Source organism: Janthinobacterium paucivorans (assembly GCF_051380805.1).
GTDB classification, from domain to species: Bacteria; Pseudomonadota; Gammaproteobacteria; order Burkholderiales; family Burkholderiaceae_D; genus Janthinobacterium; species Janthinobacterium lividum_D.
On the sequence record NZ_JBNYXR010000002.1, the window covers coordinates 206,302 to 219,442 of the forward strand.

Consider the following 13,141-nt stretch of genomic DNA (forward strand, 5'->3'; position numbering starts at 1 on the left):
CCTGGTTCGCCAGGCGCTTTCTATTTGTCCTGGCATGTTTCAGCCGGCATGCCGTCCTTTGCCATAGGTGCGTGGATACGATGTTGTTTCCAGCGGATTTGATGTTTGCCGTACGGGCGAGCCGTGGGCGCCAGCAGCGTGGCTTTACCCTGGTCGAACTGATCGCCGTCTTGGTGGTGGGTGGTATCGTGGCAGCTTTCGCCATGCCGCGCTTCTTTCAGCAAGACAGTTTTGATGCGCGCAGCTTTGCTGATCAAAACGTCAGCATGCTGCGCTATGCGCAAAAACTGGCAATTGCGCAAAACAGGCCCGTGTTCGTGCTGCTCAACGGCAGCCGCATCGCCCTGTGTTTTAGCGCCGCCTGCGAGGCGGCCAACCGTGTCTTGCCGCCAACTGGCAGCAACAGTGGCCGCACGGCCACCCTGGCTGCCTGCGCGAATGTCACGGCATGGCTGTGCGAGGGGGCGCCCAACAAGATCAGCTATAGCGTGCCGCTGCAAGCGGCCGCCTTTTACTTCAATGCCCTGGGCCGTCCTTACCGTGTGGGCGATGTCGAGCCTGTATCGAGCTTTCCCGCGCGCGTCAGCATCGGCATCAATGGCGCGGACATGACGCGCAACCTGGTGCTCGAAGGGGAGACCGGCTATGTCCATGACTAGCATAGCCGTCTTGCCTGTGCGCAGGACGGCGCAGCGCGGCGTGACCCTGATCGAGTTGGTCATTTTCATCGTTGTGGTCAGCATCGCCGTCGTGGGACTGCTGCAAATCTTCGCCCGCACCACGGCCAGCAGCGCCGATCCGCAATTGCGCAAGCAGGCGCTGGCGATCGCCGAAGCCATGCTCGATGAGATCGAAGGGGCACGGTTCACGTTTTGCGATCCGCTTGCCGATCCGGCAGCCGAGAAGGCGAAGAATGCCGCGCAGTACGACAGCGCCACCAACCCTGAGGGCTGCAATACGCCGCAAAATGTCAGCGCGGTGGTGCCTGCCACGGGGCGCCCGTATTACAATGTCAGCGACTATGTGCGGGCCTTCAATGCCTCCGTGATCTACCCGGATGACGCTGCTGGAAACCGCTTTCCTGAAGGCTATGCGGTGAGCGTGGCCATTGCTCCCGACGCGGCACTGGGGCCGGCCGGCGCCGGCCTGGTATCGACCGCTGCGCCCGTCAACATGAATGTCTTGCGCATTACGGTCACCGTGACTTATGCCACGAATCAACAGATCGTGCTGGCCGGCTACCGCACCCGCTACGCAGGCAATGCCGTTCCATGATGACTTTTCCCACGCCCCGGCAACGCGGTTTCACCCTGGTCGAACTGATCGTGGTGATCGTCATCACGGCCATCGTTGCCGGCATGGTGACGGTATTTATCCGCGCTCCCATACAAGGTTACCTGGATGTGAGCGCCCGCGCCGAATTGGCGGACGCGGCCGATTTGGCGACCCGTCGCATCACGCGCGAGGTGCGCCTGGCCTTGCCCAACAGCGTGCGCGTGACGAGCAATAGCAGTGGCAGTTATCTGGAGCTGCTGCTGACCAAGGCGGGTGGGCGCTATTTGTCGGAAGACGACGATCTCAGCGTGACACCGGGCAATGTGCTGGCCTTTGATCCCAGCACGCCGGTGGCCAACTCGACTATCTTCAGCATCGTCGGCACCGCGCCGTCCGGCTTGCAAACCATTGTTGCCGGCGACTTTATCGTCGTCAATAATCTCGGCGATCAGCCTCCCGTGGACGCCTATAATTGCAGCGGGCAATGCAACCGCGCCCGGGTCACAGCGATAAACGGCAACAATGTCACGCTGGCCAGCAACCCCTTCGTCGCGCAAACGCCGTCCATGCCTTCGCTCAGCTATCGTTTTCAGGTGGTCAGTACGGTCGTCACTTATCACTGCGCGCCAAATACAAACGGCACCGGTACGCTGACGCGCTATGCCGGTTATGCCATCGACCCTGTCCAGCCGGTCAGCGCCGCTGCCGCGCCGTTGACTAGCGCGTCGTCGGCGGCGCTGATGGCGATGCAGGTCGCGCAATGCGAATTTTCCTTCGATACGCTGCCCAACCTGCAGCGCGGCCTGGTGCGTATTAGCCTGACCTTGGGCGTACCCGGCGGCAACGCGGGTCAGGTCACGCTGGTGCAGCAGGCACAGATTAATAATTCGCCATGACGCTATCCATTTCCCCCATGCCGCATGGGCGCCCGCCATACCGCAAGGCGCGCGGTTTCAGCATCGTCACCGCCATCTTCTTGCTAGTGGTGCTGTCCGCGCTGGGCGTGGCACTGGTCTCCATCTCGACCATGCAGCATGCCGAGTCGGCGCTGGACGTGCAGGGCGCGCGCGCCTACCAGGCGGCCAGGGCCGGCATGGAGTGGGGCGTATACCGGCAGCGCGTGGACGGCAGTTGTGTCGCCAGCAGCCATTTTGCGCTGCCCGCAAATAGCGCCCTGAGTGGCTTTAGCGTGACCGTGCGCTGTACGCAGGCGGCGGGTGCGCTGCCGCGTTTTCAGGTCATTGCGACCGCCTGCAACCAGCCTGTGGCCAGTGTCTGCGCCACCGCCAACGCCACCAACCATCCTGATTATGTGCAACGCGTCGTGCAGGCGGAATTTTGAGCATGCCGCTAGAAAGGAATAATATGCAGGCAGTCACCACTTTATGGCTAGTTGCACTGGCCCGACTGGTCGCTCTGGCCATGTTCTGTTGCGCGTCGGCCCAGGCGGCAACCTACGCCAACACCAGTTTTGCCTATAGCTGGATCGACGCCAGCAGTCATGCCAAGCTTGGCTATAACACCTCGCCTTACCGCTTCAACGGTTCCGCCGGCTGCGGCACCACGCCGCCCATCCTTGACGACACGCTCAGTGATGCCTTGCCCATCGGCTTTAGCTTCATGTATTCGGGCGTTGCCTTCAGCACGGTGCGCGTGATGACGAACGGACGGTTGCAATTCAATAACAATGTTACTTGCGGCTATGGCAGCCCGGTACAGACGCAGCCCTATCCGGACAGCAGCTTGAATTACACCATGCGCATCTATGGCAATGACCTCGATCCCACCTCGAAACTGGAACTGCCCAGCTACAACACCGCTTGCGCCAGCCGCCTCACGTGTTACATCAGCTATGCCACCATCGGCACCGCCCCCTATCGCAGCTTCGTGGTGACCTGGAGTAATGTGCCGGAATGGACCACGGGCTCCAACCCCACTGGCTCTTACAGCCTGCAATTGATCTTGCAGGAAAACGGCGAATTCATCTACCAGTACGGCGCGGCAGTGGCGGGACCTTCTGGCAAGCTGGGGCAGATTGGCTGGCAGGCCGACAGCAACGATTACGACACGCCGCAGACCGGCTTCCCGGTCAGCAATTCAGCCATCAAGTTCTATATTCCCCGCCCCGTGCTCGAGTACCGCATGGAGCAGCCCAGCTGGAACAATACGCCGGCGCAAGTGAGCGATACCAGCGGCAACGGGCGCGATGGCACGGTGCTGGGCGGCGCCCAGACGATCGCCGCCGGTCGCGTCTGCCGTGCCGCCAGTTTCCCACTCAATACCAGCGCCACTGCCATCGATGCGATCGATAGCGGTCTTTCCGTGCCCGTCAGTATGGGCGGCGCCGGCACGATCACATTTTGGTACAAGGCCAATACGGCCTGGTCCGGCAGCGGGGCGCGCGATGCACAATTGCTCGATGCCACGCAAATGAACAATGAATGGTTTTTTCTCGTGCGGCGCAGCACGGGTGCCTTGCGCTTTGTCGTCACCGACAGTCTGGGCAACCAGCGCGTGGTGGAAACGGCCGCCAATAGCGTGCCCGCCGGTACCTGGAAACACATTGCCGTGAGCTGGAGCTTCAATGCGCTGGCGGCAGCCAATAGCGACCGCCTGCGCATTTACGTCGACGGGGTGCTGCAGAAGGAGTCGGCGTTCACCACGGCGGCGGTGGCGTCGCCGCGCATCGGCAGCGTGTATATCGGCGATAACCGCAGCACGGTGACGGGGCAAAACGGCAGCGGCAATTCCGCCGATGGCGCCATCGACGAATTGCGTGCCTATAACTATGAAGGTGGCCTGGCGCTGGTGCAGCGCGACCAGAACCTGAGCCAGGCTGGTTGCCTGAGCCATTATGCGGTGAGCAATTCGGGCACGGGCCTGACCTGCCAGCAAAGCACGGTCACGGTGACGGCGCATGACATCAACCATAACAATATCGTGATGCCCAACAATACCACGCAAATCGTGCTGAGCACATCGAACGGCATAGGCGACTGGGCCTTGATCGCCGGCTATGGCGTGCTCAATAATGGTACCTTGAACGATGGCGTGGCAAGTTATCTGTTCAACGGTGAATACCAGGCTGTGTTCGGCCTGAGCAGCGGCACGGCTGCCACCGTCAGCGTGAATGTGACGGATGGACAGTTCACGGAGCAGGAGGACCAGTCGCTGGTGATCAAGGCGTGCGCGGTGGCGCTCTTCAACGCCTGCGAGGCGACGACGCCGCGTTGCGTGCCCAGCACCAGCAGTATCAGCTATGCCCGCCTCAATACCAAGTTGGCCGATACGGCTTTCAAGCTCGACCTGGTAAAACTGAAGAGCGATGCCAGCCTGGAAACGACTTTCGCTGGCGTGACCACGGTTGATTTGCTGGCCAACACCGCCACCGGTGTCGCGCTAGGGGCGAATAACTGCCCGCTGACCCAGACGGCGGTCATTCCGCTGGGCCTGGCCACGTTCGTGGGCGGCTATTCGAGCGCCAATGTGAGCATCCCGGCTAACGCCATCAGCGCCGTGGCGCCCAAGTACAGCGCCTACCGCGATGTGCGGGTGCGCGTCACTTGCACGGCGGCCGTGTGCGTCACCGCCAATGTGGCTTGTTCGACCGATAATTTTGCGGTGCGACCGCAACAGTTTACGCTCAGTTCCAACATGAGCAACAGCGCCCTGAGCGGCACGCCCAGTCTGCCGGCGGGCACCCCGTTCACCCTCGGTGCGGCGGCCGTTGCCGGCTATAACGGCACGCCGCTGGTCGACAATTCCGCCGCCGGACAAAAAATCACCGGCTTCATCAGTAACACCGATTACAGCGACCGCCTGGGCTCGAGCTCGAGTGCCAGTCCGTTTCCGCTGGGGCAGGCGGTATTGGCCAGCGGTGTGGCCAGCAATAGCGGCGTGACGTACAGCGATGTCGGCACCTTCCGCATGCTGCCCGACGCGGTGCTCGACAATTCCTACACCAGCGTCGACCAGCCGGGCGACTGCGTGACCGGCAGCAGCAGCAATACGGCCGTGGGCGGCAAGTTTGGCTGCAATATCGCCAACCAGACGCAAAGTCCCGCGCCCGTCTATGGCCGCTTTTTTCCTGACCACTACGCGCTCACGGGGGCGCTGACGGCCGCCTGCGGCGACTTGACCTACATGAGCCAGCGCGAACTGGGCGTCGCGCTGGGCGTGACGGCTCTGAGCAAGGGCAATCAAATCCTGGGACGCTACGGCAGCGCTTATCCAGCCCTCGCTAGCGTGAGCGTGGGCGCCCGCAATGGCAGTGCGACGCTGGCCGCCAGCCGCCTGTCGCCCGCCTTGCCCGCCTTTGCGTGGAGCCAGGGCCGCAGCGGTCGCAGTTATGCCACCGACAGCGCCGGCTACGCCGTGGGCAGCACGCAAGTGACATTGGCCGGCAGCGGCAGCCTGTCGGCGGGGGAGTTGATCAAGTTTAGCGGCGACAATGCCGTATACACGGTGCAGGCAGACATGGCCGGTGCCGGTACGCTGACCCTGGCGCCGCCTGGCTTGCTGCAGGCGATCCTGCCCACCGCGACCGGCGTGGCGGTGCAGTATGGTTTCAACCGCTTGCCCAGCGGCCAGGACGGGCCGTACGACAACTTTTCGCTGCTGGTGTCCATCAGCGACGCCGATGGGGCGCTCATTTCCAGCGTCAATGGACTAGCCGTCACCCCCGCAGCCAGTGTGGCGGTGGGCAATACCAAGTTGCGCCACGGGCGCCTGCAGGTCGCCAATATGTATGGTTCCGAACGGCGCGCCTTGCTCGTGCCGCTGGCCGCGCAATATTGGAACGGCACGCTGTTCGTCGACAATGTGCTGGACAATTGCACGGCCTTGTTGCGCAAGAATTTACTGTTGACCAATTATCTTAATTTGACGGATGCCCAGCTACCGGCCGCCACCAGCTTGCCGCTCGATAGCGGCCTGTTGGTGCAGGGTGTCGGCAGCGTTTTACTGGCCAAGCCGGCCGCGCCGGTGACGAAAAAAGGCACGCTGACGCTGCAGTCCCTGATTCCCTATTTGCCGGGCCAGGCGCGTGAAACCATCGGCGTGTTTAAGAGCGAGCCGCTGATATTTATCCGCGAGATGTTTTGATGCGAGGGCATTTTGTGTAGGGAGATGACTTTCGTGGTGTTTTCTTGAAAATATATTGTCAATATATTATTTTTTAGACTGTTCTTCCATACGATGAATTAAAATTGATTTCATGCATCATTGGCGCGGCAACGTTGCCGGAGCACTTCTATTCTCGGGATCGGTTGCATGAGTTTCTTCGTAAAAGCAAAAAAACAGGACGGCTGGCTGGCGACATCGTTTTCTGCGGAGGGCATGTGTGCTGCCGTCGTCGAGCGGCGCACTGGCGAGCGCCCGCTGGTGCGGGCCGCAGCGTTTTATGCCGGCCGCAAACCCGTGCCGGCCGCCACCCTGGAAAGGCTGAACAAGGAGATGCACGCCCAGTCGCACCTTTGCAGCACGCTGCTCGGCGCAGGCGAGTACCAGTTGCTGACACTCGATGCGCCGAATGTGCCGCCGGAGGAACTGAAAACTGCCGTCGGCTGGCGCTTGAAAGATATGCTGGACTTTCCGCTGGCCGAGGCCACCATTGACGTCGTTGGCATCCCGGTCGATAAAAATGCGCCAGTGCGCGGCCAGTCCCTGTTCGCCGTCGCCGCGCGCAACGCCCCTTTGGCCGAAAGGCAGGCACTTTACAGCGAGTGCAAGATAGCGCTGGCCGTCGTCGATATACCGGAAATGGCGCAGCGCAATGTCGCGGCGCTGATGGAGCCGCAGGGGCGCGGCCTGGCCATGCTGTCTTTCGACGGCGAGGGCGGCTTGTTGACGGTGACGTTTGATGCCGAACTGTGTCTGGCGCGCCGCATCGATGTCACGCTGGCCCAGTTGGCCGATGTCGACGAGGCCCGGCGGCAGCAGTATTACGACAGGATCACTTTGGAATTGCAGCGTTCGTTTGATCATTTCGAGCGTCAGTTTCATTTTATTAGCATCTCCAAGCTGGTGCTGGCACCGACCGGCAGCGAGGGTTTGCATGGCTACCTGGCGGACAATCTGTACATGCCTGTGGAGCTGCTGGACTTGGCGCTGCTGTTTGATTTTTCCCGCGTGCCCGACTTGCAAGCGGCCGCCAGCCAGGCGCGCTTTTTCCTGTCCCTGGGTGCAGCTCTGCGACAAGAGGGGGTACTCGCGTGAGCCAGCAAATCAATCTGTTCAACCCCGCGTTTGAAAAGCAGAAGCAGGTATTGTCGGCGAAGGGCATGGCGCAGGGACTGGGGCTGATCTTGCTCGTCAGTGGTGCGCTGGCCTTGTATGGCGCGCGCCAACTGGCCGTGCTGGAACGCGCTGCGGCTGATAGTAAGCTCATGCTAGCTGCGCGCGAGGCGCGGCGGGCCGATGTGCTGACGCGTTTTCCCACGCCGCAGAAGGATCCCCTCATCGCGCGCGCGCTGGGGCAAGCGCAAGCCGACCGCGCCGCCCTGTTGGAGGCGCAAACTATCTTGCAAGGTGGCGAGCTGGGCAATACACACGGTTATGCCGCTTATTTCCGTGCCTTTGCGCATGCCAAGGTCAATGGTCTGTGGTTGACGGAGGCGAGCATCGTCGGCGCCGGCAAGGAGATCGGTCTGCAGGGGCGCACCGTGCAGCCCGATCTGGTGCCCCAGTATATTAGCGCCCTGTCCAGGCAGTCTGTGCTGCAAGGAAAATCATTTGCGCGCCTGGATATGGCGGCGGCGCAAACTCCCGCGCCCGCGCTGCCGGTGGCGTCAGCCGGTGCGCTGGCCGAGGCCGTGGTTGCACCAGCGCGGCGATTTATCGAATTCAGTTTGCAATCGTCTGCGGCGCCGGCCGGCGGCGCGGCAGGGACGGTGAAAGAATGAAACAACAATGGCAGAAACTCACCCTGAAAATCGATGCACTGAGCGTGCGCGAGCGGGCCATGATTTTTGGCGCCGCTGCCGCGCTGCTGGTTTTTATCGTTTTTTATCTGGTGCTCGACCCTCAAATGAGCCGCAGCAAGGTGCTAGTTGACGCGATAGCGCAGCGACAGCAGGCGGCCGCCGTCATCGATGGCGAAGTGGCGCAAAAGCTGGCGGCGCATGCCGGTGATCCGGATCAGCAAGACCGGATCCGGCTGGAACGCACCAGGCAGGAAACCGGGCAGATGCGGCATGCTTTGCAGGCCACACAAAATGGCCTGGTGGCACCGGAGCGTGTCGTGCCGATGCTGCAGCAATTGCTGAAACAGCAATCGCGCTTGCAACTGGTGTCCTTGCTCACCTTGCCGTCTGGCCCGATGGGACACGGAGGTCTTGCTCCCGCCGTCGCTATAGCGACCGCGACCGCGACAGCGATAGGGACAGCGACGCCTGCGGCTGCGCCTGCTGCGCCCGCTGCACCGGCGACAGCGGAAATCGCCCCGGCGAAGGCACCGGCCCTGCTATACCGCCATGGTGTGGAAGTCGTATTGCGTGGAAATTATCTGGACATGGTGAATTATATGGACGCTCTTGAGGCAATGCCGGCCCATGTGTTCTGGGGCAAGGTCAACATGAAGGTCGAGCAGTATCCGAACGCCACGCTGAGCCTGACCCTGTACACGCTGAGCCTGGACGAAAAATGGATCGCGCTGTGATGCGCGCCAGGCGCTATGTCGCCGTTGCGAGCGTGCTGCTGTCCTTGGCGCCCAGTGCTGTTGCTCAGGGCCTGATCGATCCGACCAGGCCGCCCGATGCGATGCCGGCCGAGAGCGCTGCCGTGTCTGCCCGTGCGGCGGCGCCGCAGCTGCAGTCGCTATTGATTTCGAATAAACCGGGCGGGCGGCGCCTGGCCGTGATCGATGGCGTCAGCGTGCGCCCCGGCGACAGGATCGGTGGTGCCGTGCTGGTCAGCATCGGCGAGGCAAGCGTGGTGCTGCGGCGCGGTAAAACCCTTGAAACGCTGCGCTTGTATCCGAAAGCGGCGCAGGTGAACGACGGTGTGCAGATGCGAAGGAAATAGGTTCATGTCACCCAATAAACACAAGGCGGGAATGCGGAAGATATTTGAAATAGGCAAAAGAGCCGGCGTGCTGGGCGTTGCCGTAAGTTTGTGCGCCTGCAACGTGGCGCCAGTCAAGCGCGATACTTACAATGCCATCAAGGAGCAGGTGGCCGCCGCCAGCGCCACGACCAGTCAGGCAGTTCAGTCCGCAGCAGTGGAAAACGCGCTGCTGCCGCAGGCGAGCGCGCTGGCGGCGCAACTGCCGAAGGCGCGCGGCGTGCTCGATGAGCGGTTTAACGTTGCCTTCAGCAACGTTCCGGCGCGTCAGTTTTTTGCTTCGCTCGTCACCGGCACGCGTTACAACATCCTCGTCCATCCTGATGTGCAGGGCAATATTTCCGCCAACCTCAAGGATGTGACGCTGATCGAAGCGCTCGATGCGGTGCGCGAACTGTATGGCTACGATTACAAGATCGAAGGCACGCGCATCGCAATTCGCCCCCTCACCATGCAAACCCGCATGTTCCAGGTCAATTACCTGACGGGTAACCGCAAGGGCACGTCGAATTTACGCGTCTCCTCGACGTCGGTGTCGAATTCCGGCACCAGCAACAGCGGCCAAAGCGGCGGCAATAGCGGCCAGCAGTCGCAGAATCAGCCGCAGCAGTCGGGCCAGGGCGGCAGCCAGGTGCAGCAGGATAGTGCCAATCTCAGCACCACGTCGGACAGCAATTTCTGGGCAGAATTGAAAGAATCGCTGGGTGCTATCATCGGCGGCACGGCCGATGGCCGCAAGGTGGTAATCAGCCCGCAGTCCGGCGTCGTCGTCGTGCGCGGCATGCCCGATGAACTGCGCGCCGTCGACCTGTACCTGAAGGCGACGCAACTGTCGGTGGACCGCCAGGTGATCCTGGAAGCGAAGATACTCGAAGTGGAATTGAACGATAATTTCCAGACCGGCATCAACTGGGCTTCGTTTGCCTCCATCAAGAGCGGCCATACGAACCGCATTTCGACCGGTTTCATCCAGCCCGGTGGCAGCCTGGCGCCGCTGCCGTTCAACGGCGGCCAGCCGCCCAAGATGACCAATAGCAACGGCTTGACGGCCAGCAGTGGCTTTGGCCTCAGTTCGGCGGCGAACGCAGCCGGTTCCATGTTCGGCCTGGCTTTCCAGACAGCCAACTTCGCCGCCATGCTCTCTTTCCTGGAGTCGCAGGGTTCGGTGCACGTGCTGTCGAGCCCGCGCATCGCCACCATGAATAACCAGAAGGCCGTGCTGAAGATAGGCACCGACGAATTCTTTGTCACTGGCGTCAGTACTACCGTGACGTCGACCGGCAACACGAGCGGCACCACCTCCAGCCCGAATGTCACGCTGCAGCCCTTCTTTTCCGGCGTGGTGCTGGACGTGACGCCGCAGATCGATGATCAGGGCAATATCATCTTGCACGTGCATCCTTCCGTCAGCCAAGTCACCACGGTCAACAAGGAAATCGACCTGGGCAGCGCCGGTTCGCTGAAACTGCCGCTGGCCGCGTCCAGCACTTCCGAGATGGATAGCATGGTGCGTAGCCAGGATGGGCGCATCGTCGCCATCGGCGGCTTGATGCGCCAGGCTACCACCGCCGACCGCTCGCAAGTGCCGGGCGCCGGTGATATTCCCTTGCTGGGCGCGCTGTTCCGCAACACGGGGCAGGTAATACAGAAGCGCGAACTGGTGGTGCTGATCAAGCCCACCATCGTCGATGGCGCAAATAGCTGGAGCGAGGACTTGCTCGATTCGGGCAAGCGCATCGAGGCGCTCGACCCGCGCCGTCCCTCGGAGCTGCGCTAAATGTACCAGGCCCATTTCGGCTTGCGTGAGGCGCCGTTTGGCCTCACGCCCGATACCAGTTTCTTCTTCAACGGCCCGCAGTCGCAAAAGGCGCTTAACACCTTGCTGGTGGCGGCGCGCAATGGCGAGGGCTTCATCAAGATCACTGGCGAAGTGGGCACCGGCAAAACCTTTCTCTGCCGCAAATTCATGCAATCGTTGGGGCCGGACTTCGTCACGGCCTACATCCCGAATCCGAACTTGCCACCCCGTTCACTGATGCTGGCGCTGGCCGACGACCTCGATGTCCTGCTGGAGAAAGATGCCGATCAGCATCAGCTGCTGAAGTCGCTCAACTTGCGCTTGCTTAACCTGGCAGCGCAGGGCAAGCGCGTGTTGTTGTGCCTCGATGAAGCGCAGGCGATTCCCGTTGACAGCTTGGAGGCCTTGCGCCTGCTGACCAATCTGGAAACGGAAAAGCGCAAGCTGTTGCAAATCGTGCTGTTCGGCCAGCCCGAATTGGACGTCAAGCTAGCCCTGCCGGAAATCCGTCAGCTGGCACAGCGCATCACCTTTCACTATCACCTGGGACCTTTGTCGCGCGACGACGTGGACTTTTATGTGGCGCACCGCCTGCGCGTGGCCGGTTTCGATGGCGCGCGCCTGTTCAGCCGTGGCGGCGTGAGCAAGCTCTACCAGGCTTCCGGCGGCATCCCGCGCCTGATTAACATCATGGCGCACAAGGCGCTGATGCTGGCCTATGGCGAAGGCCGGCAGCAGGTCAGCGGGCGCCACGTGGCGCTGGCCGCCAGCGATACCTTGGCCAGCAAGCCCCGTTTTTGGCACGCGCGCTGGCACCGCCCCTGGCCCTGGGTCGCTGGCAGCGGCGTGCTGCTCGCCGCCTGCGCCGTGAGCTGGACTTTATTGAACCGATGACGAAGATGAGCCCGTAGATGAGCCTGATTAACAAGATGTTGCAAGACCTCGATGCCCGCGGCACCCCCGATGGGCGCGGCGACGCGGCCGGCATCCGCAGCGTGCCCGAACGCGAACGCGGCGTGTCGCGCGCGCTGGTCTTTGGCGGCGCGGCCGGCTTGACGGCCGCCGCTATCGCCCTGGGCTGGGTCTACCTAAAACGCCCGCCCGTGCCGCCGGTGCTCGTCAGCGTAGCCAACACGCCGCTGCCGGTGGCGGCACCGATACCCGTGCCGGTGACGGCGCCAGTTGCTGTGCCTGCGCCTGCGCCAATTGCTGCGCCGGTGCCGATCGCCACGGCCCCGGTGACACCCGAGCCGGTGTTGCCGGCCGAGCAGACGGTCGCGCCAGCCAAGCTGCGTGCTGCTGAAATGGGCCGCATCACGCAACAACCAGCCAAGCCTGCCTCTGCGGCGGCGGTGAAGACGGCAGCTCCTGCCGCCAGCGAGCTTATCCTTGACGGCAAGCAAGTCACAGCGCAGCAGCGCGTGGACAATACATACCGGCGCGCGCTGACCCAGTTGCAAGATGGCCGCGTCGCCGACGCCATGCTGGCCTTGCAGCAGACCTTGCAGCTGGACCCGCGCCACCAGGGCGCGCGCGAAACCCTGGCGCGCCTGCTGCTCGAAGCGCAGCGTCCCGACGAGGCGGCCCGGCAGTTGCAGCTGAGCCTTGCACTGGACCCGAAACAGCCGGCGCAAGCGATGATGTTGGCGCGTTTGCAGCTGGACCAGGTCAACGGCGGCGCGGCGGCCCTCGATAGCCTCATGCGCAGCTTGCCGTACGCCACCGACAACGGCGAATACCAGGCTTTCCTGGCCGCCGTGCTGCAGCGCGAGCAGCGCTATCGCGAAGCAGCCGAGCACTACCAGCTGGCCTTGCAGACGGCGCCCGACAACGGCGTCTGGTGGATGGGCCTTGGGATAGCCTTGCAGGCCGATAACCACCCAGCTCAGGCGCGCCAGGCTTACGAGCGGGCCAGGGGTTTGCAAACCCTGTCGCCCCAGTTGCAGGCGTTTGTCGAGCGCAAGCTGGTGCAGCTGACAACGGTTGCGACGAAGTAACTTTTACCTC

At 62.3% G+C, this 13,141-nt stretch carries 12 protein-coding genes; all 12 read left to right on the top strand.

Annotation, left to right across the window (positions count from 1 at the left end; all coding sequences use genetic code 11):
• Positions 1-80 precede the first annotated feature (80 nt).
• On the top strand, positions 81-659 hold the full coding sequence (locus ACQ4V8_RS03965; protein WP_436570944.1) for a pilus assembly FimT family protein: 579 nt from the start codon (positions 81-83) through the stop codon (positions 657-659).
• Positions 646-1,275, top strand: coding sequence for a prepilin-type N-terminal cleavage/methylation domain-containing protein (locus ACQ4V8_RS03970; protein ID WP_436570945.1), 630 nt, complete (start codon positions 646-648; stop codon positions 1,273-1,275). The genes ACQ4V8_RS03965 and ACQ4V8_RS03970 overlap by 14 nt, the downstream gene beginning before the upstream one ends.
• A complete protein-coding gene (locus tag ACQ4V8_RS03975; RefSeq protein WP_010399037.1) occupies positions 1,272-2,171 on the top strand; it encodes a prepilin-type N-terminal cleavage/methylation domain-containing protein in 900 nt (299 codons plus the stop codon). The genes ACQ4V8_RS03970 and ACQ4V8_RS03975 overlap by 4 nt, the downstream gene beginning before the upstream one ends.
• A complete protein-coding gene (locus ACQ4V8_RS03980) occupies positions 2,168-2,617 on the top strand; it encodes an agglutinin biogenesis protein MshP (RefSeq protein WP_010399034.1) in 450 nt (149 codons plus the stop codon). The genes ACQ4V8_RS03975 and ACQ4V8_RS03980 overlap by 4 nt, the downstream gene beginning before the upstream one ends.
• Positions 2,618-2,640: 23 nt before the next feature.
• A complete protein-coding gene (locus ACQ4V8_RS03985; protein WP_436570946.1) occupies positions 2,641-6,378 on the top strand; it encodes a LamG-like jellyroll fold domain-containing protein in 3,738 nt (1,245 codons plus the stop codon).
• 168 nt (positions 6,379-6,546) lie between these two features.
• The gene (locus ACQ4V8_RS03990; protein WP_010399030.1) at positions 6,547-7,491 is read left to right on the top strand and encodes a type IV pilus biogenesis protein PilM; all 945 of its coding nucleotides are present in this window, start codon (positions 6,547-6,549) and stop codon (positions 7,489-7,491) included.
• Complete coding sequence (locus tag ACQ4V8_RS03995) at positions 7,488-8,177, top strand: hypothetical protein (protein WP_010399028.1); 690 nt, start codon at positions 7,488-7,490, stop codon at positions 8,175-8,177. The genes ACQ4V8_RS03990 and ACQ4V8_RS03995 overlap by 4 nt, the downstream gene beginning before the upstream one ends.
• Positions 8,174-8,932: a type II secretion system protein M gene (locus ACQ4V8_RS04000; protein ID WP_436570947.1), complete on the top strand. Its 759-nt coding sequence runs from the start codon at positions 8,174-8,176 to the stop codon at positions 8,930-8,932. Before ACQ4V8_RS03995 ends, ACQ4V8_RS04000 begins: the two co-directional genes overlap by 4 nt.
• The gene (locus ACQ4V8_RS04005; RefSeq protein ID WP_436570948.1) at positions 8,917-9,297 is read left to right on the top strand and encodes an MSHA biogenesis protein MshK; all 381 of its coding nucleotides are present in this window, start codon (positions 8,917-8,919) and stop codon (positions 9,295-9,297) included. The genes ACQ4V8_RS04000 and ACQ4V8_RS04005 overlap by 16 nt, the downstream gene beginning before the upstream one ends.
• Positions 9,298-9,328: 31 nt before the next feature.
• On the top strand, positions 9,329-11,113 hold the full coding sequence (gene mshL, locus ACQ4V8_RS04010) for a pilus (MSHA type) biogenesis protein MshL (protein WP_043462116.1): 1,785 nt from the start codon (positions 9,329-9,331) through the stop codon (positions 11,111-11,113).
• Positions 11,114-12,028, top strand: coding sequence for an ExeA family protein (locus ACQ4V8_RS04015; protein WP_436570949.1), 915 nt, complete (start codon positions 11,114-11,116; stop codon positions 12,026-12,028).
• Positions 12,029-12,045: 17 nt separating this feature from the next.
• Complete coding sequence (locus tag ACQ4V8_RS04020) at positions 12,046-13,131, top strand: tetratricopeptide repeat protein (protein WP_010399023.1); 1,086 nt, start codon at positions 12,046-12,048, stop codon at positions 13,129-13,131.
• Positions 13,132-13,141: the final 10 nt, after the last annotated feature.

Coding starts and splice junctions, on each gene's coding strand:
- ACQ4V8_RS04020 (WP_010399023.1), top strand. CDS start 12,046: ATGAGCCTGATTAACAAGATGTTGCAAGACCTCGATGCCCGCGGCACC.
- ACQ4V8_RS04015 (WP_436570949.1), top strand. CDS start 11,114: ATGTACCAGGCCCATTTCGGCTTGCGTGAGGCGCCGTTTGGCCTCACG.
- ACQ4V8_RS03985 (WP_436570946.1), top strand. CDS start 2,641: ATGCAGGCAGTCACCACTTTATGGCTAGTTGCACTGGCCCGACTGGTC.
- ACQ4V8_RS04000 (WP_436570947.1), top strand. CDS start 8,174: ATGAAACAACAATGGCAGAAACTCACCCTGAAAATCGATGCACTGAGC.
- ACQ4V8_RS03975 (WP_010399037.1), top strand. CDS start 1,272: ATGATGACTTTTCCCACGCCCCGGCAACGCGGTTTCACCCTGGTCGAA.
- ACQ4V8_RS03965 (WP_436570944.1), top strand. CDS start 81: ATGTTGTTTCCAGCGGATTTGATGTTTGCCGTACGGGCGAGCCGTGGG.
- ACQ4V8_RS03980 (WP_010399034.1), top strand. CDS start 2,168: ATGACGCTATCCATTTCCCCCATGCCGCATGGGCGCCCGCCATACCGC.
- ACQ4V8_RS04005 (WP_436570948.1), top strand. CDS start 8,917: ATGGATCGCGCTGTGATGCGCGCCAGGCGCTATGTCGCCGTTGCGAGC.
- ACQ4V8_RS03990 (WP_010399030.1), top strand. CDS start 6,547: ATGAGTTTCTTCGTAAAAGCAAAAAAACAGGACGGCTGGCTGGCGACA.
- mshL (WP_043462116.1), top strand. CDS start 9,329: ATGCGGAAGATATTTGAAATAGGCAAAAGAGCCGGCGTGCTGGGCGTT.
- ACQ4V8_RS03970 (WP_436570945.1), top strand. CDS start 646: ATGTCCATGACTAGCATAGCCGTCTTGCCTGTGCGCAGGACGGCGCAG.